The sequence below is a fragment of the Lelliottia nimipressuralis genome (assembly GCF_041464075.1).
GTDB lineage: Bacteria > Pseudomonadota > Gammaproteobacteria > Enterobacterales > Enterobacteriaceae > Enterobacter > Enterobacter nimipressuralis.
In genome coordinates this window covers 2,480,048-2,496,655 of the sequence record NZ_CP167172.1, presented here as the reverse complement: position 1 = coordinate 2,496,655, position 16,608 = coordinate 2,480,048, and the positions used below count along the sequence as shown (strand labels likewise).

General features: G+C 51.7%; 31 protein-coding genes and 1 pseudogene. 11 read left to right on the top strand and 21 right to left on the bottom strand.

What is annotated here, in order from left to right; all coding sequences use genetic code 11:
• Window positions 1–66 precede the first annotated feature (66 nt).
• The 5 genes from ACB496_RS11865 (at window position 67) to ACB496_RS11845 (ending at window position 2,081) form a co-directional block, all read left to right on the top strand.
• Complete coding sequence (locus ACB496_RS11865; protein WP_087892605.1) at window positions 67–240, top strand: YciY family protein; 174 nt, start codon at window positions 67–69, stop codon at window positions 238–240.
• A gap of 122 nt (window positions 241–362) precedes the next feature.
• Window positions 363–491, top strand: a complete 129-nt coding sequence (locus tag ACB496_RS11860; protein ID WP_213015980.1) for a KPN_01571 family protein — start codon at window positions 363–365, stop codon at window positions 489–491.
• A gap of 27 nt (window positions 492–518) precedes the next feature.
• The gene (locus ACB496_RS11855) at window positions 519–929 is read left to right on the top strand and encodes an Exc2 family lipoprotein (protein WP_371972622.1); all 411 of its coding nucleotides are present in this window, start codon (window positions 519–521) and stop codon (window positions 927–929) included.
• Between the two features lie 66 nt (window positions 930–995).
• A complete protein-coding gene (leuE, locus tag ACB496_RS11850; protein ID WP_100779948.1) occupies window positions 996–1,631 on the top strand; it encodes a leucine efflux protein LeuE in 636 nt (211 codons plus the stop codon).
• Between the two features lie 57 nt (window positions 1,632–1,688).
• A complete protein-coding gene (locus ACB496_RS11845; protein WP_371972620.1) occupies window positions 1,689–2,081 on the top strand; it encodes a cell envelope integrity TolA C-terminal domain-containing protein in 393 nt (130 codons plus the stop codon).
• Window positions 2,082–2,224: 143 nt separating this feature from the next.
• Here ACB496_RS11845 and ACB496_RS11840 read toward each other — a convergent pair whose 3' ends face one another.
• Window positions 2,225–2,521, bottom strand: coding sequence for a YciI family protein (locus ACB496_RS11840; RefSeq protein ID WP_100779949.1), 297 nt, complete (start codon window positions 2,519–2,521; stop codon window positions 2,225–2,227).
• A gap of 221 nt (window positions 2,522–2,742) precedes the next feature.
• Here ACB496_RS11840 and tonB point away from each other — a divergent pair, with 221 nt between their 5' ends.
• Window positions 2,743–3,468 carry a TonB system transport protein TonB gene (gene tonB / locus ACB496_RS11835; protein WP_102103878.1) on the top strand — a complete coding sequence of 242 codons (726 nt, stop codon included), beginning with the start codon at window positions 2,743–2,745 and terminating at the stop codon, window positions 3,466–3,468.
• A 29-nt stretch (window positions 3,469–3,497) separates the two neighbouring features.
• Here tonB and yciA read toward each other — a convergent pair whose 3' ends face one another.
• The gene (gene yciA, locus ACB496_RS11830) at window positions 3,498–3,896 is read right to left on the bottom strand and encodes an acyl-CoA thioester hydrolase YciA (RefSeq protein ID WP_312068961.1); all 399 of its coding nucleotides are present in this window, start codon (window positions 3,894–3,896) and stop codon (window positions 3,498–3,500) included.
• A gap of 325 nt (window positions 3,897–4,221) precedes the next feature.
• Here yciA and ACB496_RS11825 point away from each other — a divergent pair, with 325 nt between their 5' ends.
• On the top strand, window positions 4,222–5,403 hold the full coding sequence (locus tag ACB496_RS11825) for a tyrosine-type recombinase/integrase (RefSeq protein ID WP_371972619.1): 1,182 nt from the start codon (window positions 4,222–4,224) through the stop codon (window positions 5,401–5,403).
• Window positions 5,404–5,748: 345 nt separating this feature from the next.
• The gene (locus ACB496_RS11820; protein ID WP_371972618.1) at window positions 5,749–5,961 is read left to right on the top strand and encodes a hypothetical protein; all 213 of its coding nucleotides are present in this window, start codon (window positions 5,749–5,751) and stop codon (window positions 5,959–5,961) included.
• An 84-nt stretch (window positions 5,962–6,045) separates the two neighbouring features.
• Here the strand turns inward: ACB496_RS11820 and ACB496_RS11815 are convergent, their stop codons facing one another.
• From ACB496_RS11815 to ACB496_RS11755, 13 genes and pseudogenes are all read right to left on the bottom strand, one after another.
• A complete protein-coding gene (locus ACB496_RS11815; protein ID WP_371972616.1) occupies window positions 6,046–6,318 on the bottom strand; it encodes a hypothetical protein in 273 nt (90 codons plus the stop codon).
• A 105-nt stretch (window positions 6,319–6,423) separates the two neighbouring features.
• Window positions 6,424–6,642, bottom strand: a complete 219-nt coding sequence (locus ACB496_RS11810) for a TraR/DksA family transcriptional regulator (RefSeq protein WP_371972614.1) — start codon at window positions 6,640–6,642, stop codon at window positions 6,424–6,426.
• A gap of 91 nt (window positions 6,643–6,733) precedes the next feature.
• On the bottom strand, window positions 6,734–6,925 hold the full coding sequence (locus ACB496_RS11805) for a DUF1382 family protein (RefSeq protein WP_371972612.1): 192 nt from the start codon (window positions 6,923–6,925) through the stop codon (window positions 6,734–6,736).
• Complete coding sequence (locus tag ACB496_RS11800; RefSeq protein WP_371972611.1) at window positions 6,922–7,788, bottom strand: MmcB family DNA repair protein; 867 nt, start codon at window positions 7,786–7,788, stop codon at window positions 6,922–6,924. The genes ACB496_RS11805 and ACB496_RS11800 overlap by 4 nt, the downstream gene beginning before the upstream one ends.
• Window positions 7,785–8,003, bottom strand: a complete 219-nt coding sequence (locus ACB496_RS11795) for a hypothetical protein (protein ID WP_371972610.1) — start codon at window positions 8,001–8,003, stop codon at window positions 7,785–7,787. The genes ACB496_RS11800 and ACB496_RS11795 overlap by 4 nt, the downstream gene beginning before the upstream one ends.
• Window positions 8,000–8,658, bottom strand: a pseudogene (locus ACB496_RS11790) (MT-A70 family methyltransferase). Before ACB496_RS11790 ends, ACB496_RS11795 begins: the two are co-directional and overlap by 4 nt.
• Before the next feature lie 4 nt (window positions 8,659–8,662).
• A complete protein-coding gene (locus ACB496_RS11785; protein WP_371972609.1) occupies window positions 8,663–9,415 on the bottom strand; it encodes a hypothetical protein in 753 nt (250 codons plus the stop codon).
• Window positions 9,412–9,564 carry a DUF1317 family protein gene (locus ACB496_RS11780; protein WP_371972608.1) on the bottom strand — a complete coding sequence of 51 codons (153 nt, stop codon included), beginning with the start codon at window positions 9,562–9,564 and terminating at the stop codon, window positions 9,412–9,414. The genes ACB496_RS11785 and ACB496_RS11780 overlap by 4 nt, the downstream gene beginning before the upstream one ends.
• An 11-nt stretch (window positions 9,565–9,575) precedes the next feature.
• Entirely contained in the window at window positions 9,576–10,286 is a 711-nt protein-coding gene (locus tag ACB496_RS11775) for a hypothetical protein (RefSeq protein WP_371972607.1), read from the bottom strand.
• Between the two features lie 11 nt (window positions 10,287–10,297).
• Window positions 10,298–10,963, bottom strand: a complete 666-nt coding sequence (locus tag ACB496_RS11770; protein ID WP_194513837.1) for an ATP-binding protein — start codon at window positions 10,961–10,963, stop codon at window positions 10,298–10,300.
• A 3-nt stretch (window positions 10,964–10,966) separates the two neighbouring features.
• The gene (exoX, locus tag ACB496_RS11765) at window positions 10,967–11,623 is read right to left on the bottom strand and encodes an exodeoxyribonuclease X (protein ID WP_371972606.1); all 657 of its coding nucleotides are present in this window, start codon (window positions 11,621–11,623) and stop codon (window positions 10,967–10,969) included.
• Window positions 11,607–11,762 carry a hypothetical protein gene (locus ACB496_RS11760; RefSeq protein ID WP_371972605.1) on the bottom strand — a complete coding sequence of 52 codons (156 nt, stop codon included), beginning with the start codon at window positions 11,760–11,762 and terminating at the stop codon, window positions 11,607–11,609. The genes exoX and ACB496_RS11760 overlap by 17 nt, the downstream gene beginning before the upstream one ends.
• Window positions 11,756–12,151: a hypothetical protein gene (locus ACB496_RS11755; RefSeq protein WP_371972604.1), complete on the bottom strand. Its 396-nt coding sequence runs from the start codon at window positions 12,149–12,151 to the stop codon at window positions 11,756–11,758. Before ACB496_RS11755 ends, ACB496_RS11760 begins: the two co-directional genes overlap by 7 nt.
• A gap of 133 nt (window positions 12,152–12,284) precedes the next feature.
• Here ACB496_RS11755 and ACB496_RS11750 point away from each other — a divergent pair, with 133 nt between their 5' ends.
• Window positions 12,285–12,599, top strand: coding sequence for a hypothetical protein (locus tag ACB496_RS11750; RefSeq protein WP_371972603.1), 315 nt, complete (start codon window positions 12,285–12,287; stop codon window positions 12,597–12,599).
• Between the two features lie 4 nt (window positions 12,600–12,603).
• On the opposite strand, the gene ACB496_RS11745 is transcribed toward ACB496_RS11750, so the two are convergent.
• From ACB496_RS11745 to ACB496_RS11720, 6 genes are all read right to left on the bottom strand, one after another.
• Complete coding sequence (locus ACB496_RS11745) at window positions 12,604–12,807, bottom strand: cell division inhibitor protein (RefSeq protein ID WP_194513834.1); 204 nt, start codon at window positions 12,805–12,807, stop codon at window positions 12,604–12,606.
• Entirely contained in the window at window positions 12,804–12,962 is a 159-nt protein-coding gene (locus ACB496_RS11740) for a hypothetical protein (protein WP_371972602.1), read from the bottom strand. Before ACB496_RS11740 ends, ACB496_RS11745 begins: the two co-directional genes overlap by 4 nt.
• Entirely contained in the window at window positions 12,959–13,207 is a 249-nt protein-coding gene (locus ACB496_RS11735; protein ID WP_371972601.1) for a hypothetical protein, read from the bottom strand. Before ACB496_RS11735 ends, ACB496_RS11740 begins: the two co-directional genes overlap by 4 nt.
• 143 nt (window positions 13,208–13,350) lie before the next feature.
• Window positions 13,351–13,743, bottom strand: a complete 393-nt coding sequence (locus tag ACB496_RS11730) for a hypothetical protein (protein WP_371972600.1) — start codon at window positions 13,741–13,743, stop codon at window positions 13,351–13,353.
• Between the two features lie 654 nt (window positions 13,744–14,397).
• Entirely contained in the window at window positions 14,398–14,985 is a 588-nt protein-coding gene (locus ACB496_RS11725) for a hypothetical protein (protein ID WP_371972599.1), read from the bottom strand.
• A gap of 11 nt (window positions 14,986–14,996) precedes the next feature.
• The gene (locus tag ACB496_RS11720; protein WP_371972598.1) at window positions 14,997–15,719 is read right to left on the bottom strand and encodes an XRE family transcriptional regulator; all 723 of its coding nucleotides are present in this window, start codon (window positions 15,717–15,719) and stop codon (window positions 14,997–14,999) included.
• A gap of 68 nt (window positions 15,720–15,787) precedes the next feature.
• On the opposite strand from ACB496_RS11720, the gene ACB496_RS11715 reads away from it, so the two are divergent.
• Complete coding sequence (locus ACB496_RS11715) at window positions 15,788–16,015, top strand: hypothetical protein (RefSeq protein ID WP_033817243.1); 228 nt, start codon at window positions 15,788–15,790, stop codon at window positions 16,013–16,015.
• A 30-nt stretch (window positions 16,016–16,045) separates the two neighbouring features.
• Complete coding sequence (locus ACB496_RS11710) at window positions 16,046–16,588, top strand: toxin YdaT family protein (RefSeq protein ID WP_371972597.1); 543 nt, start codon at window positions 16,046–16,048, stop codon at window positions 16,586–16,588.
• Window positions 16,589–16,608: the final 20 nt, after the last annotated feature.

Below are 16,608 nucleotides of genomic sequence, written 5' to 3'. Positions count from 1 at the left end.
AAAAGCGCTGGTTTACCGTGGGCAGGGGTTTATAATGGCGTCTCTGTTAAGGAAAGAGTTGTAGACATGAAGCGCAGCAGAACGGAAGTAGGGCGCTGGCGCATGTTGCGACAAATGAGTCGTCGTAAAGCCCGCTGGCTTGAGGCTCAGTCCCGCCGCAATATGCGTATCCACGCCATCAGAAAATGTGGACTAAGCCATCACCGTAATGCACTGGTGTTTGCCGTTCGCGATCTCTGAGTACCCTGAAGGCACCGTGACAGGTGCCTGATGTTTCCCGCATAACTATCAATTTTCGCAGTATCCTTCGCCCCCTGCTGTTCAGATATAATTCACCTACATAACGCATTGAATAAAAACAGATGAATCCATTCCTGTGGGTATTGGTTGTGCTTTTTGCGCTGGATGCGCTCAGGGAAAGTTTGGGATTGTCATCATTTTCAGGGCTGGTTGATTTTGTCGGTGCCTGGATGATGCAGTGGAACATATAAAAGGGAAATAAAAGGGAAATAAAAGGGATGAACAGTAAATACCTCGCCGCACTCATGGCCGTGACGGTCCTCGTCGGATGTGCCAACAGCAAAACCGCACCTGAAAGACACGCTTATTACTTCGTTTCTCATCAATCGAATTTTGTCGGTGGAAATTTCGCCAATAGCCAACAGCTCAATTATCGCCTGAATGTGCCGCAGTTTCGCGAGCTCTACGAGCAGGGCAAAACGGACCGCAAAGCGGGGCGCACCCTGGTGGAAGCCAATGAGTATGCGCAAAGTATCCGCGATCAGGTGCTGAAAGGCGTCAAAAGTAATAACAGCTTTACGGGTAATAAGAGCGATCAGTGGTCATCTGATATGGAAGAGAAAGATGCGAAGCTGTTCGGGAATGAGCTGGCAGCGTCTTATCTTGACGGGTATAACGGCGTACAATAGCGAAAGTTAACCCTGAAATGCCGCTTAGCTGCGGCATTTTCATTTATTTGATAAAAGGAGCGGGTGGTGTTTGCGGAGTTTGGTGTTCTCAATTTCTGGACTTATGTTGTGGGTGCTTTCTTTATTGTGCTGGTGCCTGGCCCGAATACGTTGTTTGTTTTAAAAACTGGCATCGGCCACGGGGTGAAAAAAGGTTATCTCGCCGCCACGGGAGTTTTCATCGGTGATGCGGTACTGATGTTTCTGGCGTGGGCAGGAGTCGCTGCGCTGATCCAGACCACACCGGTGTTATTCAACATCGTCCGCTATCTCGGTGCGCTCTATCTGCTGTGGCTGGGTGGCAAAATGCTCTGGTCAGTGATGACGCATAAAAATAGCGCGCAAGCCGGGGGAACGGAACCCGCGAGCATGATTATGAAACGCTCGCTGGTATTGAGCCTGACCAATCCTAAAGCGATTCTGTTCTACGTCTCATTCTTCGTGCAGTTCATCGACGTCAGCGCGAAAAACACCGGCACCTCTTTCCTGATCCTCGCGACCACTCTTGAGCTTATCAGCTTTATGTACATGAGTTTCCTGATCTTCTCCGGCGCGTTTGTCACCCGCTACCTGAAAACCAAAAAGAAACTGGCGAAGCTGGGAAATGGCTTGATCGGTTTGCTGTTTGTGGGCTTTGCGGCGCGACTCGCGTCATTACATTGAGAACCATCGTCCCGCCAAACGTGAAAGCGGTTGGCGGGACGATATTAAAGGTTTCACATGAATAAGATTCTTATGCTCGCCATTCTGATAAGCCTGGTCTCGGGCTGCGCACCGTTACATCCGTCCGGATGCCATAAAACCACCGCAACGGGGGATTGCAGTTCCGGTCGCTGGGATGACAAGGATGAGTGGGGCGCACAGGCGCGAGCCATCAGAGATGCTATTAATACCGAACTTGTGGATCCCCAGCGCTGGAAAGGAAAACAATGCAGGTTGCACATCCAGTTTGCAGAGGATGGCACGGCGTTAAACATATCGACCAGCGACGGCAATAAAGCCTATTGCGAAGCACTCAAATCCGCAGCCCAGAAAGCTAAGTTCCCGGCATTCACCAATCCCGAAGTATATCGAGACTTCCGCAGAGCCGGTTTTAGTATGCGCGGGGAGTGAATGAGGTGAGGGGGATTACTTTTTTCCTGCCCTGTTGAGTCATGTAAAAATAAAAGCCCCGCACACGCTGGCGGGGCTTTTGGTATCAATGCAATCGTGATGACGATATAGGAAAAGCGCCTGCGGGAGCCTTCCCTCTTACCTCAAAACACTTTCTTGAACGGTCTGACCGTCACTTTCTCATAAACCCCTGCCGCGACGTACGGGTCTGCTTCGGCCCAGGACTGTGCAGCTTCCAGCGATTCAAACTCCGCAATGACCGTAGAACCGCTAAAGCCAGCCGCACCGGGATCGTTGCTATCCACTGCGGGCATCGGGCCGGCGGTCAGTAATTTTCCTTCGTCATGTAACAGTTGCAGACGCGCGAGATGGGCAGGGCGCACGGAAAGTCGTTTTTCCAGAGAATCGGCAACATCTTCAGCGTAAATCACGTAAAGCACGGCGGAGCTCCTTAGCCATAAAAAGTGTCAATTACGTTATGTGAAAGCATCGATGACTGCAATGTAAAGATAACGACCTTGTTAAAACCCTAACAAAGATGCGACTTTTTTGGCCTTGCGAGCAGTTAAATCGCGAGAAGATGGAGTGTCTTATTGAATATGATTGCTATTTGCATTTAAAATCAGGGTCTGGTTTTTTAACTGTAACGATTATGACTTCGATGACCCTCGATTTACCTCGCCGCTTTCCCTGGCCGACGCTACTGTCCGTTGTGATCCACGGCGCTGTCGTGGCGGCGCTGCTCTACACTTCGGTTCATCAGGTTATTGAAATGCCAGCACCTGCGCAGCCGATTTCTGTGACGATGGTGTCGCCAGCAGATCTGGAACCGCAGGTGGTTCCGCCTCCGCCGGAGCCGGTTGTCGAGCCTGAGCCAGAACCAGAACCTGAAGTTGTTCCGGAACCGCCGAAAGAAGCGCCCGTGGTGATCCACAAGCCAGAACCAAAACCTAAGCCGAAGCCAAAACCGAAGCCGGTGAAAAAGGTCGAGGAGCGTCCGAAGCGTGAAGAGCGTCCGGTCGAACCCCGCGCGGTGCAGTCAACCCAGAACACCGCACCCGCGAAACCGGTCATGAATAGTTCGCCGACGACGACGAAGCCGGTGGTGTCTGCTCCTTCTGGTCCGCGCGCGATGAGCCGTAATCAGCCGCAGTATCCTGCGCGTGCACAGGCCCTGCGCATTGAGGGGCGTCTGCGTGTGAAGTTTGACGTGACCGCGGATGGCCGTGTCGATAACGTCGAAGTGCTCTCGGCGCAACCAGCAAACATGTTCGAGCGAGAAGTGAAAGCCGCGATGCGTAAATGGCGCTACGAGCCTGGCAAGCCGGGGAATGGACTTATCGTAAACATCGTCTTCCGCCTGAACGGCGGGGCGCAGATGGAATAAACAAGAAAGCCTCCAGATGGAGGCTTTTTTTATATCTGTGGCAGTGGGCGAGGTTTGCCCTGATTGTCCACCGCGACATAGATAAACAGCGCTTCAGTCGCCTTGTAGCGCTGGCCAATCGGCTCGGAAGAGACCTTCTTCACCCAGACTTCAATATTGATCGATATCGACGTGTTACCGCGTTTGACGCAGCGTGCGTAGCAGCACACGACATCACCCACTGCGACCGGACGCAAAAACGTCATCCCGTCGACTCTGACCGTCACCACGCGGCCATGTGCGATCTCTTTTGCGAGGATCGCGCCGCCCATGTCCATCTGGGCCATTAACCACCCGCCAAAGATGTCACCGTTCGCATTGGTGTCGGCAGGCATAGCAAGTGTGCGTAAAACCAGTTCGCCCTGAGGGGCGTCATTCGTTGTTGTCATTGTTTCTTAAGCTCGTTACGGAAGACGACAGGCGGGATGCTACTATGATTTACAGCTGGTGGGAAATACGAAAAGCAGACGGTCGGGAAGAGAAAAGGCCAGACAGCACGCTGTCTGGCCTTCAATTTTAATGCTTATCGTCTTGAGGCATACGTTTTCGTAAGCCTGTAATTCAGAGCGCTTTATTATGATTTAATCTATAGCCACCAAAACAGCACCACACCTAATTTTTATATTAATATCGTTTTAACGTGTTTTATTTTGAATGGATGCAATTTAGAAGATTTGTGTACACTTCTGCGTACATTACCAGGGAGTGTACACGGTGCTCACAGATACAAAGTTACGAAAGTCGCTGGGAAAGCGCAGAGAGAAAGTAGAGGTTCTCTCAGATTCAAACGGTCTGAATGTGCGTCTAAGCATAACCGGTTCGATCACATTCTTCTATCGGTATCGCTGGCAGGGAAAGCCAGTGCAGTTAAGCATTGGTGACTATCCAACCATTTCACTCTCTCAGGCGCGAGACAGAAGGCAGCAGTTCAGGGCGTGGTTAAGTGATGGGTATGACCCCCGCCAGAGAGTGCTGGTGGAGAAAGCTGAAAGGATAGAAGCCCTAACTGTTGATGAAGCTTATGAATACTGGGTGAACCATTACTGCATTCCAGAGGGTCTCATCAAAATTGATGCGAACAGCAAAAGCTTCAAAAAGCACATTAGTCCGCGCCTGGGTAAGGCTATTGTGGACCAGACAGTAAAGGCGAACTGGCTTGAGGTTTTCGACGCAATGGGGAGGAGTGTCATATCAGGTGAGATGCTGTCTCTAACCAAGCGTGCTTTCCGGTTCTGCCACAACAGGGGGGTAATCAAAACCAACCCACTGGAGTCGTTACGCAAATCGGATGTCGGTATAGCAGCGAAGATGAAGGAAAGGCGGCTTTCAGATAGTGAGATAAAGCAGTTGTGGGATACTCTTTTCTCTCTACCTCCTTCTCAGCAACTGGTAATCAGGTTCATGATTCTTACCGGATGCCGCGCCGCAGAAATCAGAAAGTCGAGATGGGAGTGGTTCGATTTCAAAGAAATGACCTGGACAGTGCCAGCAGAGGATTATAAGACCGGCAAAACTATCCGTCGTGCGCTGCCTTATACTGCGGTCAGGCTTCTGCAAGAGCATCAACGCGGATCAATCACTAAGCACGTTCTTACTCCAGCACAGTTCCGGGATAAAGAAGATGTCCCACCTGGGCAGACACTTGTCTCGACGTACTCGATGCAGGTAGTGCGTAAGAGCGGAATGAAAGAGTGGTCATTACATGATTTGCGGAGAACGGTGGCCACGCGCCTGTCCGAGCTTGGCGCTCCACCACACGTTATAGAAAAGTTGCTCGGACATCAGATGGGCGGGGTTATGGCCAGATACAACCTTCATGACTATATGGACGATCAGCATGAATGGCTGGATATCTGGCAGAAGCATTTGCAGGAGATTATTGGGTATCCTCTTTAGTAAAGTTGACCTTGTCTTCCCATGACTTAATTTCTGACTCTCGCCAGCGCTTCGGATTTCCAGGGATGGTTGGTTTAGGGAAAGGACATGAAAAGCTGGACGGCATGCGTTTTGGAGTGCTCCAGAAATAGAGCGTACTTCGGGATATTTTGTAGCGCGCAAGGATTTCGCTTGTAACCAGGATGCTGTCATTCATCTGTGATCTCCAAAAAAAGCGCCCGGCGCGGGGCCGGGCAAAATGGGGGATAACGGAGCAGTGCTTTCGCACCCAATAGCCAGCTCATAACTGGCTATCAGTTGCGTTATCGGTGGGGTATATTGAGTTGCATTGATAAGGAGGGAAGCATGGCAACCTATAAGCAGATTCAAGAATATGTGAAATCGGTAAATGGCGTTAGCGTTGATACATGCCACATAGCTCATGTTAAGAGCATGAAAGGAATCAATACGAGGCCAGCTCCGAACCGGATTTCTCCTGACTCAAGGGTGTATGAATGCCCTGACAAATTCGTCCCGCATATCGAGCAGGCAATGAAGCATTTCGGTATGATTTCTTAGCCTCCCCATGCCGAACGCTGGGCGCAGCGATTTTGAACCAATAAAAAACCCCGCCAGGGCGAGGTTCGTTTTAAAGTGCTGTTATCAGTTCAGTGGGGTAGGGTTGTACTTAAATATAGCTTCTAATATCGTTTTATCTGAAGGTTCTTCACCATGTACTCCAATCAAAAAACCACCTTTTTCTGGATAGACAGTGCTAACCCGGAATGAAACCTGCTTTGCACTATAACTAACTATATTAGTGCCTGAAGACGATGGTGCTGGTTTACTGTTGAAGTAGTAGGAATCTTTCCCTGGCTCAACTTGACGCTTAGTACCTTTGTGCCCTGCACCAAATAGCATAATATCTTTCATCATTAACTTTCCTGAATAGGTTGATGACGCGTGGGGTATAGTTAGTTGATACTAAGCGAATTTTTCGTGAGGCGCATGTGCTTCATGGTTTGAACGACAGGATTAAATTCACGAGCCTCTCAGCTTATTCCTGAATTCGATCACACCCTGGCATTCCGCGCACGTCTGGCAGCCGGGAACGGCAGCGCGCCGCGGCTCCGGGATGTCTTCGCCGCATTCTGCACAATGCTCAGCTGATACGGCGTTGCGGTTGAGCCGGTGAGCGGAAAGGGCGGCGTTACGCTGAAGCTCTTCAATCTCTGCTGCGGTATCGATGATATCGGCCATGGTCAATGCTCCCGGAACTGTCGGTTAATTCGGTTGAAGGTGAACGCCAGCAATAAAAAAGGCGGCTTTAGCGACCTGGTGATTAGTGCCTTCATGCTGCACCGCCTTCATTCTTCTCGGTTTCGACTGCCATCTGCTCAAGCCGTCGAGATAACTTGGCGGCCAGCGTCTGGAACTCTTCCTCGGTCGCCACCGGGATAGGCACAAAGCGAATCCCGATGTGCGCAAGGTGGTTGGCAATGTCGAGGCTTTTCCTCAAATCAACGGGCGAGGCTCTGTTCATGCGGCTTTCTCCCCGGGTAATGGTTTCAGACCGTCATTAAGCGTGCGCTCAAGGTTGGACAATATTCCTCGCAACCTCTTTATCTCTTCATCATCGGTGAGTCGGCGCGTCGCTTCCCATAGCGTCCTTGTCAGAACATACATAGGGACATTCGGGTCGAGGCCAAGCGCTTTCGCCAGATCTTGCTGAGCGTCGGTTAACCGTTCCTCCGATTCCTCCCGGCGCTTACGTCGGCGTTGCGACTCCTCTTCACTTTCCTGGCGCAGGTTCTTCAGCCTTTCATCGTTATCCCTAATGTGCTGCTCAAGTCGCTCCTTCGACCGATGTGCTCGACAAACAAGATCGGCGATTTCGTTGCCATGTCGCTTCATTAGTTTTTGGTCGCTAAGGTAGGTGTTGATTACGCGGCTTTTTATTTGGGTTCTCTCTGCCTGCCTGGTCATGCCATCCATTAGCAGCTTCATCCAGGCATCGCGAGGAAGGGTATCAATCTGGCGCATTGTCGGCCCCTTGAGGGTATGCCATCCAGTTTCCTTCCGGATCATCAAGCCACAACCATCTGGGATGTCGCTTTTCTTGAGCATGCCTTCAGGAACTGCAAAAACAACGCCGCCTGCGTAGTTGAAGTATTTGGTGTATTTGCCTGCTGTGACGTCAGCCCGGAAATCACTTACGCTGACCTTTACCTCATAGACGACAGGGCAGAATTTGCTGTAGCTGTGAGCAATAGAGTAAACATCAGGTCGGCACGTACCGGCTGGCCCGAGTTGCATGTCCTCCCAGCAGATGCGCGCTGTGTTCTGGCGTAGATGCTCGGCAAGGTCATGAGCAAGCTCGTTATGACCCCATTTTTTTGTTGTCATTGTTCGGCTCCAAACCGCCCGTTAATGCGGCCTGCGTAAGAGATGAACTCCAGGAGGCTAACTCCCAGAGGTGCAATTTGCTGGTGGTGTTTCCGGATGATGGGCGTCACTGTTTCGTTCCAGTTCGGCTTTGGCTTTATGCGCATAGCCTGCTGGATTTCCTCGGTGCAGCGGCGGCACGCGGCGCGGATAGCGTTGTCTGTTTCTGGCGTCATGCGGCCTCCGTTTTCACAACATCGATGGCGCAGCCGGGCAGCAATACAACCGCGGCGGTGGCGCACTGATTTCCCCAGTGATGCCAGCCTGGCGCCGCGCTGCGGCTAAACAGCTCAATGCGGGGCACATCGCCGTAAAGCAGTTCCAACGATGGCGAACTTCCCATGGCTTTTCGCTGTGCGCTCCGAGCGGGCTGTAGACCACCTGCTTAATCCCGGCGTGCTTTCGTTCCAGACCGGCGCCGCGGGTGGCAATCAGCAGATCTTCGGTATTGGCCCGGGTGTGGTTGCCGCCGTTCATGCGCGTCTCGGCGTTAAGCAGATCGAGGAAGGCGTAAAAGTCAGTGACTTCACCCTCGGCCAGCGCCTTGTTGATTCGCAGCTCGGCGTTCTGATTCAGCTTCACCCAGGTAAAGCCCTTCATCGTGCGAACGGTAAAGCCCCAGGCCTCGGCCAGTTCGATAGCCTCCTGGTTATGCGTGCCGGTGTACCACATCGCCAGAACAGCGTTTTCGGCGGCCAATTCCCAAACTGGCAGGCGCTTGATGTCGATGAGTTTCATGGTGGGGTAGTGATCGGCAGCGGCGCCGTTGCTGATGGTGTTGCCGTAAGACCAGGGAGGATCTGCGTAGATTAGAGCGTATTTTCCGGTCATGGAATTACACCTCGAAAGCAAGTTGCGGAGTGAACCGATCGCGTTCTGCGTCGTAATTCAGCGAACTTGCAGAGTTAAATGCTTCAATGCGTTCGACCAGCACCGAAGCGCGTGTTTCTTTGCTTGCCGGCGCGTATGCAGATTTATCCCACGCCTTGTCGATTCCGATGTTGCGCGCCACATTAGTGCTGTCGGCTGACGACAGCGGAATATGGCGGAAGATATCGGCGTTCAGCATGCGCAGGCCGTGAAGCTTTGTTATCGGATAACCGTTTATGTCGACAACGTGGCGGATGAGATCGCGTAACTTTGCCCGACATGAGCGCGGGCGCTTCGCGTCGTATTCACCCATGCTACCGATGCATACCCGCGGAAACTCATGACACAAACGAATAAAGCGCTCGTCTGGCTCGTTAAAGTGATACACCGGCGCGCCGACGACTTTCCCGTGAGGCCATTCAGCAATAAGCGCGTCATTCTCTTCGCTGGTGCCTCCGATAACATCTGGGATAACAGCGAACGCGAAACGAGGATGGTTACCCCAGCGTTCAACGAAGCGGTAATACTCGTTCCAGTCAATAACACGATTCTTTGTCCAGAAGCTGAACGCGCCGTTATCCAGAGCGAATGACTGGGTAACTTCCGATGCCAGGTTAATCTGGCCGGGGTTAGCGAAGGAGATGAAGGCGTGTCTGCCTTTCCATGCCTTCAGCGCGCATGTGTCCGGCGTAATAGGGCCGCCGTGAAAATGAATCATGCTGCCTCCTGCCTTTCCCGATATTCCTCAGCGGGCCGCTGCGCCTTTAATGGATTGCTGACCACTTCACCCCATGGCATTAGCCAGCCGTTACCAATGAAGGGAAGGCTCAGATTGCCAACCCTGATGTCGTCGTGAGCGTGAGTCATAGCGATGCCTTTCAGAAGGGGATGTCATCGTCGAACTGAGGGTTTTGATTGCTTTGCGCAAGCTGGCGATTAGCCTGCTGCAGGCGAGAGTCAGGGACCGCGTTAGGGTCATGCTGATTGTTGCCCCAGCCACTATTGTTATTCGAAGATGCACCCCAGTCGCCGCGTGAAGAATCGTGAGGCTTGCGGTCATCTTTATCTTTCATGGTGCGCTCAAGCGTAGCGATCGCTTCGGCTGCCGTTTTATCGGTGAATTCTTTGTAGGTAAGGCGCGAGCCAGGCTGGAATACATGGCGCACTTCAAATTTGTAGCTGTCACTGCCATCCTGCTTGGTAGTGAGGAGCTTTTGCAGAAACAAGCCGACACGCTTACCTTCCAGCGCTGGAAGGCACCATTCAGGCCCGCTTTGCCCCTGGCGCTGTTGCGCCTGAGCGTCTTTAACCTGCGCGACCCACATAATGGCGGCAATCAGGCCCATACCGAACGTCTGGCTGCCGTCACGACCGAGGAAATTGATACGCAGGAAGTTAGCTTTCTGGCCGTCAGCGTCGAGCGAAAGAACAAGCGCCTGCGACTGTGAGCCATCCTTGCCGAACTCATACACAGCAGAGGTGATGATCCCCTCGTATGCGCCGGTTTCAGAAATGCCAGCGGAAGATCCTGCTTTGAGTGCTGCTTCTGCCGACTGCTGGTTCCAGGTAAAGCTGATTGGTTGGTTCATCGTTATCTCTCTTATAAATCAGTGAATTCAGAAATTGCGTTGTCGAACGCGGCCAGGTCGTTATCCATGTCAGTCACTTCTGGCCCGAACAGGTCAGGAGGACATTTCACGGTGTCGTTGTCGTCGCCCTTCAACAGGAAAAGGTGTCTGCCGTCGCGCTTGATGATGCGCAGAACGATAGGGAAGTAGCCTTCGGGTGTGAGCTTTTCGTTAAGCATCTTGCCGACGGTCTTCATTCTGATTTTTCCTTCACTCTCTTCGGTATGAGCGAGGAAATAGACGCGGAAGTCGTCAGGTAGTTGGGTGGCGGCTTCGATGATGCGCCAGGCGTGCTCCGCCATTTCGGTGAACTTGGTGTAGCCAGTCTCGTAGGCTCGATCCATGTTCTCGTGCTGCATGACAGCCTGAAAGTCATCGATGATCAGCATCTTTCGGCTGCTTTGCGCGGCGTTACGAATAACGTCAAGAAGATGCCGGCCATTGCGGATATCGACCACGTTTCCGCGCTGGATGGAGTTATCCGGAAGGCGTTTGCCGTGAAGTTTCCAGCCAGTGTTACGGAAAGGGAGGGCTTTACGAATACAGCGTGCCAGAATGGCATTTTCCGGGTTAACGTTGCGGAGGCTATACGTCTTGCCATACCCGGAATCGGCAAGGATGAGAGTCATCACCGCCATAAATCACCCCTTAAGCCAGTGTTTGATGGTGAAGAGGATGTCTTCATCGTCGCTGCTGCTGGACAGCCAGCGCAGATAGCCCGGGTCGACCTTCGCAATCTCCTCGAACGTCAGCCCTTTGTGCTTACCGAAGCGGATCGCTTTTATCAGTGACGGGTTGTTTGAAATTGCGCGCATTTCGCCCATCGTCCACTTCGCCAGGCGGCCCATATACAAAAGCAATTCAGCGGTGACGTAGCAGTCATAGAGCGCGCGGTGCGCATACAGGCCTTCGGGTAGTTCAGGTTTAAGACCCAGGCTGTAACGGAGGTACTGATTACTGTGGCTTTGGTGATCTGGGAGAAGGACGCGAGCCAGCTTTGCTGTACAGATCCAGGGGCCGTCAATTTGTGGAAGCTTCGACTTATCGAATTTCGCGTTGTGCGCAACGTAAGCCTGCGCGCCAAGGTAACGATGGATAACTTCGCTAATCAGCGGGGCATCAGCGACCATATCTTCTGTAATGTGGTGGATAGCCATTGCCTCAAAGCTGATTGCCTCGGTGGGCTTCACGAAGTCGCTCATCGGGTTGCAGATAACACCGTCGACGATATCAACGCTGGCAATCTCCAGCACGCTGCCTTCCAGGCTGGTCGTTTCTGTATCAATGACTCGCAACATGCTTCATCTCCGTAATGTGGTCGTTAACTGCGTCAAATTCAGCGAGCTGGTGGGCCAGAGACTCGAGGTCTGCCGGCTGCAGGTCATACAGCAGGCAGAGCAGGGCAACCATCAGCAATCCGTTCTGCTGAGTTACCATCTCGTTCTCCGTGAATTTTTGGCGCGTGAGGGGTTCTGATTTAAGTGTTTCTCTGCACATTTTTTATCGATGCAGAAGTGTTCTTGTTTCGTCGACATGTAAGTAGAAACGGTCTGCACGTTGCAATCGCTTTTGTGTCGACGCGCGCCGCACCAGGCGCACATTACCGAGTTGAGGTGCTCAGTGGCCGAGTCGAGAAAGATGCTTTCGGAAAAACTGCCCGGCACACCGCGCGAATCGACATATTCGATCATGCTTTCAGTGCGCCCGGCGCTGTTAGTGAATGACCCGCGCCCGGTCAGCTTGATGACCTGTCCACCAAGTTTGAGACGGGATCCTGCTGGCAAACTTGCCAGGCGTTCAGAGGTTAATCGCTTATAAGGTTGCATATAGACTCCTTAAAAAGTGCGTGCGAAGCCCGGCCGCATAAAGCCAGCCTGGCCATTTCAATGTGAAAACTTGATTAATCAGCAAGCTGGCGCAGAATGTCGTTAGCCCAGCGGCAACAACTAAGGTAATCAAATGCTGATTGATAAAAAGATGACAACACCGATGTACCCAACCAAAGAAATGGGCTGGCGCTCGAAGCGAAATCATTGGTTTGTGAGAGAAAAGGGAAGTGACCAGCCAAACGATCAGTCATGGTATGACTGGTGGAAGTCACGATCGCTTGGCTTAGGCAAGAATGGTCATATTGCGTGGCGCTCTACGTGCATCGCAAGAAATGCACCTGATCCATTCAATCCGCCGGGTTCTTTCGAGGTCGACTTCCAGGCACCCGATGGAAAGCTGTATCACCTTGAGTTTAAGCTCGCGCCCCATGGTCCTAATAAGTGATTACCTAATTGCTCAGGCCATTCCCACGCCCGTCGAGATAGACCTCAACGAGCAATTCTTTGGTAAAAGTGCGTTCACAGCCGCGGTGAAGATAGAGCTTGCCGCGCTTGTTGGCTGATGCTGTCCACATGCCATCTTTGTGCTTTACAAGCATACCTGGCTGAACGGCGCCACGGTTAACTTCTACATACCCATAGTGGTGCATCATACCTTCACCTCAACCTGTTCCAGGAGACCAGCGATATGCATCTGCCAGCGGTTCATCGTCAGCTTTTCGCGAGGTTTCGATACCGACGTCAGCTGCCACTCGTTATCGTTGAGCTTTTTGGCGGTATAGTGCTTGCCGTTGTGGGTGACAGTCATGATGCCTCCCGCTTTTCTTTGATGTCGCCGCGGAGGTGAATCTCGTCGCCATTCGGCAGAGGTATAACAATGATGTCATCGCGAGCAACCATCAGGTGCGCTACAGCGAAAACAGCCTCGTCTGTCACATCAAACTTCTCGCCAATGAACTGACGAACGCCGGGCGCCAATTTACCTGGCTTTGACCGACCCGCGAAAATTCGCTTCGTCAGGCCTGAAAAACCTACTGTGATTGGGTTGCTCATAAATCCTCTTGGCCTTATCGCGGCGAACGGAACGGTTAATACAAGACTTCTGCGCTAATGGGCGGTGGATGGCCGCCGGTTGTCATAACTAAGCCGCCTCGGTGAAGCGACTGAGGTATGAAAAAACCCGCCGTGGCGGGTCTTCAGAAATAGTCTTTATGGTCGTGCATAGCTCGCTCGAGGATCAGCTTTGCATCTTCAAAGTCGGCAGATTCAAAAGCCTCTCTTATGGCCTTAGCCAGCCAAGTTGCATCGCTTTCATAGTCGTCAGCTCTGCTTTCCCAGTTTGAAGCCTCTTCTTCAGCCTCAAAAAGGCGATCGCCATACTCGCACTCGATTTCCTGGCGAACTTCATCACGAAGCTTCTCCTTGATGATTTCGGAGGCTTCCTCAATCGGCATTGTTTCCAGAATCGTCTCTGGCTGATGAGTGCCGTATTTCAGTGAGATATCAGTAGCAAACATGCAACCTCCAAAAAAATGCCCGCGCGCTGGCGGGCCAAGAAGACTTTTCCAATCCAACCAGAACAGGATCATCGTCTCCTGTACGGTTGAGATGGCAGTATTACCATCACCAAGCATCGGCACCCGGTGCTTGAGGCTGGCTCTGTCGTTACCCGCTGATGCGGGAGAAATGCTTTGGCGATTGGATGGCCGGCGCTGATCTCCGGCTTACTGGTTAGAGCGCCCGCACCACCAGTGACACTGTCTTGAGGCGCCGGTTGGTTACGGCTTGCCATGGGCGCTGTGAATACATCGGTCGCGCATCAGCCTGCGCATTCATCCAATCCCAAAACATTCCCTGTATTGGTCAGCGCCAACTCCCTGCCAGTGTTGCCCGTTCTCACGCCGTTCTCGCTCTCGCGCGGGGATACTCTCTCACCGACCGGATCGCACCCGGTGATACTGCACGTTTACGTGTAGGGGTCTTAACAGGTCATTGACGCTGTAAATCTGCATGTTGTTAAAAAGCAGGCGACTTGCTGTCCGCCGCTGGCTAACTTCGCTCAGCTGTCGATGTTTCGTTTCGATGGATTGATAATGTACCAATAGTTCATTCATGTAAAGTACCAAAAGTACATTTGATGTGTATGGAAAGTTCATATGGAATTATCTTTATGAACTTTAAGGAGAAATATTTTTGATTTTTTTATTAATACAGGCGAGGAGGATTAGCGCTGGTGTGATTTATTAGAGGTTCGTCACATCAACAAGTCTTGTGCGACCGTTGAAAGTTGCAAAAAGTCCGCCGTCTGGCTCAACAACTGACAATTCGGCGTATTGAAGGAAATCAGTTTTGATAACCGACATCAACACTTCCCCGGTATCAATGTTTATTACCTCAAGCCGGTTGGCGTAGAAATCATCTTTGTTTTTGCTGCCAGCAAACGATAGGGCTATGTAGCGGCCAAATTCAGATATAGCCGAACTAATGAGGTGAGTGGATGTTTCTATCTTGAATAGTTCTTTCGCGGCGTTATCCATGACTATGGCTGCAGCCATGTTGTTGTCTCTGCCGGTGTGGACAGAAAAGAAGAAGCGTCCGTTTACAGCTATACATTGAGGTTTCGGAGAGAACTTCCCGCCAAGCTTAACCATAAACATGAATTGTTCATTCTTCAAAACCGCCAGAGTGTCATCTCTGAGGTTACTTTCATCACGTTTAAAAGCCCCAAACTGCCACCGTTTATCGTGGCTTAATTTGCAGGTGATAAGGTGATCGCCTAGCTCGTACAAGACGCTTCCATCACTAAGATCTGTAACCCTACTTGCTTCCATGCTCAACTTCCTCAGCTATGAAATCTGTATGCTCTGGACTGGCTTACTAGAACTTTCGCGCAGATACGGAGAGATGAAAAATCACCGTCCTCGATATACCAGGTCTCATATTTTTTATTGTCTGAAATCACTGCTAATTTTTTGTGCTGCTTTTGTAGGCGCTTTATATAAAGATCATTATCCAGAACGAAAATATATATGCCGTCACCGTCAAAGCAGTCGATGCTGACGTCAACGAATATCTGATCGCGAGGCTCAAATGTTCCTGACATCGAATCGCCGTTAACTGCAATCATTTTAATATGGTCTGCAGGGCGGCCGCCAAAGACGGCGCGAGCTTCTTCGTTTGAATACTCTATAGATCTGATTGTCTCAATGAATTCATCTCGCACGAGAACTCCCTGCCCAGCACTAGCCTGAATATCGAACACGTCTACACGGAAAGAATCGTCCCTCATCGCCATATGCCCTTCAGATATGCCATCTGCTGCACTATCGCCTAACAGGTAAGACGCGGACGTGCCAATGATAACCGCCAGATCCTGCAGCTTCCCACGTCTTGGAATAGCTTCCCCATTGAACCACTTGCTTACCGCTTTAGGCGTGAGCTTCATTCGTTTGGCAATTTCAGCCTGACGTCCATGAGCAGGTAAACCAGCTTTATCGCAGGCCAGCGCTAGCCGTTGGGAAAACTCTATACGCGCTTTTTCTTCTTGAACCATAGGTTCAATCATAATATCACTTGCGTGAACTATCAGTTCCGACATAATATGTACTTACAGTTCAATTTGAGGGTTAACAAATGCAACCTAAGAACCTTGGCGACATCATCAAGCAAATCCGTGTACCGGTGGTGGCGAAGGCTTGCGGGCGCACTCCCCGCGCTATCTACAAGTGGATTAACAGCGGTTGCTTGCCGCGTACCGATTACACCGGCGAAACAGGCTATGCGTCAAAAATCGCAGCTGCATCTGGTGGCCAGTTTACCGAGAACCAGATCCTTGAAATCAGCAAACCAAAAGCCGCCTGACCGGCGGTCCTAACCACGAAAGGGAAAGCTATGCATTCACTTGCGTATCAACACAATACCGGAATAAACCCGGGAGCGATGATAAACCGCGCTCAAGCCAAAGTGGCGCCAGACCACGAAAAGATCCGCGATGCGGTGCGTGCCTGGTCGGCGGCACTGGACAATCAGGACGTTGTCTCCGCGCTGATCATCAACGAGTACCGGGAGCAGGGCGGGACAGCTATCAGCTTTCCGGAAGATATCAGCCGGGCCCGACAGAAGCTGTTTCGCTTCCTGGATAACCGCTTCGACTCCGAGCAGTACCGCGAGAACGTGCGCCAACTGACGCCCGCAATCATGGCGGTCCTGCCGGTTGAGTATCGCACTCGCCTAATCGGTGCCGATTGCAAAATGTCTCGCCTGGCTGAGGCCGAGAAAGAACTCGCCGAGGCTAAACAGGCCGTGCTGCTGGACGCACCAGAGCATCAGAAGCTGAAAGAGGTAAGTGAGGGTATAGCGTCGCTGTTCCGCCTCATGCCGGAGCAGGTAGGGCCGCTGATGACGATGGTCACGTCGATGCTGGGGGTCATGTGAGAGGCAGCAGAAAAGAAAAA

Bases quoted from the DNA above. Each gene is read 5' to 3' on its own strand.
- ACB496_RS11735 (WP_371972601.1), bottom strand. From the start codon at position 13,207: ATGAGCAACCCAATCACAGTAGGTTTTTCAGGCCTGACGAAGCGAATT.
- ACB496_RS11750 (WP_371972603.1), top strand. From the start codon at position 12,285: ATGCTGATTGATAAAAAGATGACAACACCGATGTACCCAACCAAAGAA.
- ACB496_RS11760 (WP_371972605.1), bottom strand. From the start codon at position 11,762: ATGGTAACTCAGCAGAACGGATTGCTGATGGTTGCCCTGCTCTGCCTG.
- tonB (WP_102103878.1), top strand. From the start codon at position 2,743: ATGACCCTCGATTTACCTCGCCGCTTTCCCTGGCCGACGCTACTGTCC.
- ACB496_RS11800 (WP_371972611.1), bottom strand. From the start codon at position 7,788: ATGACAACAAAAAAATGGGGTCATAACGAGCTTGCTCATGACCTTGCC.
- ACB496_RS11740 (WP_371972602.1), bottom strand. From the start codon at position 12,962: ATGACTGTCACCCACAACGGCAAGCACTATACCGCCAAAAAGCTCAAC.
- ACB496_RS11795 (WP_371972610.1), bottom strand. From the start codon at position 8,003: ATGACGCCAGAAACAGACAACGCTATCCGCGCCGCGTGCCGCCGCTGC.
- ACB496_RS11745 (WP_194513834.1), bottom strand. From the start codon at position 12,807: ATGATGCACCACTATGGGTATGTAGAAGTTAACCGTGGCGCCGTTCAG.
- ACB496_RS11785 (WP_371972609.1), bottom strand. From the start codon at position 9,415: ATGATTCATTTTCACGGCGGCCCTATTACGCCGGACACATGCGCGCTG.
- ACB496_RS11720 (WP_371972598.1), bottom strand. From the start codon at position 15,719: ATGATTGAACCTATGGTTCAAGAAGAAAAAGCGCGTATAGAGTTTTCC.
- ACB496_RS11845 (WP_371972620.1), top strand. From the start codon at position 1,689: ATGAATAAGATTCTTATGCTCGCCATTCTGATAAGCCTGGTCTCGGGC.
- ACB496_RS11755 (WP_371972604.1), bottom strand. From the start codon at position 12,151: ATGCAACCTTATAAGCGATTAACCTCTGAACGCCTGGCAAGTTTGCCA.
- ACB496_RS11780 (WP_371972608.1), bottom strand. From the start codon at position 9,564: ATGACTCACGCTCACGACGACATCAGGGTTGGCAATCTGAGCCTTCCC.
- ACB496_RS11820 (WP_371972618.1), top strand. From the start codon at position 5,749: ATGGCAACCTATAAGCAGATTCAAGAATATGTGAAATCGGTAAATGGC.
- exoX (WP_371972606.1), bottom strand. From the start codon at position 11,623: ATGTTGCGAGTCATTGATACAGAAACGACCAGCCTGGAAGGCAGCGTG.
- ACB496_RS11730 (WP_371972600.1), bottom strand. From the start codon at position 13,743: ATGATCCTGTTCTGGTTGGATTGGAAAAGTCTTCTTGGCCCGCCAGCG.
- ACB496_RS11860 (WP_213015980.1), top strand. From the start codon at position 363: ATGAATCCATTCCTGTGGGTATTGGTTGTGCTTTTTGCGCTGGATGCG.
- yciA (WP_312068961.1), bottom strand. From the start codon at position 3,896: ATGACAACAACGAATGACGCCCCTCAGGGCGAACTGGTTTTACGCACA.
- ACB496_RS11865 (WP_087892605.1), top strand. From the start codon at position 67: ATGAAGCGCAGCAGAACGGAAGTAGGGCGCTGGCGCATGTTGCGACAA.
- ACB496_RS11715 (WP_033817243.1), top strand. From the start codon at position 15,788: ATGCAACCTAAGAACCTTGGCGACATCATCAAGCAAATCCGTGTACCG.
- ACB496_RS11810 (WP_371972614.1), bottom strand. From the start codon at position 6,642: ATGGCCGATATCATCGATACCGCAGCAGAGATTGAAGAGCTTCAGCGT.
- ACB496_RS11775 (WP_371972607.1), bottom strand. From the start codon at position 10,286: ATGAACCAACCAATCAGCTTTACCTGGAACCAGCAGTCGGCAGAAGCA.
- ACB496_RS11805 (WP_371972612.1), bottom strand. From the start codon at position 6,925: ATGAACAGAGCCTCGCCCGTTGATTTGAGGAAAAGCCTCGACATTGCC.
- ACB496_RS11725 (WP_371972599.1), bottom strand. From the start codon at position 14,985: ATGGAAGCAAGTAGGGTTACAGATCTTAGTGATGGAAGCGTCTTGTAC.
- ACB496_RS11710 (WP_371972597.1), top strand. From the start codon at position 16,046: ATGCATTCACTTGCGTATCAACACAATACCGGAATAAACCCGGGAGCG.
- ACB496_RS11855 (WP_371972622.1), top strand. From the start codon at position 519: ATGAACAGTAAATACCTCGCCGCACTCATGGCCGTGACGGTCCTCGTC.
- ACB496_RS11770 (WP_194513837.1), bottom strand. From the start codon at position 10,963: ATGGCGGTGATGACTCTCATCCTTGCCGATTCCGGGTATGGCAAGACG.
- ACB496_RS11815 (WP_371972616.1), bottom strand. From the start codon at position 6,318: ATGATGAAAGATATTATGCTATTTGGTGCAGGGCACAAAGGTACTAAG.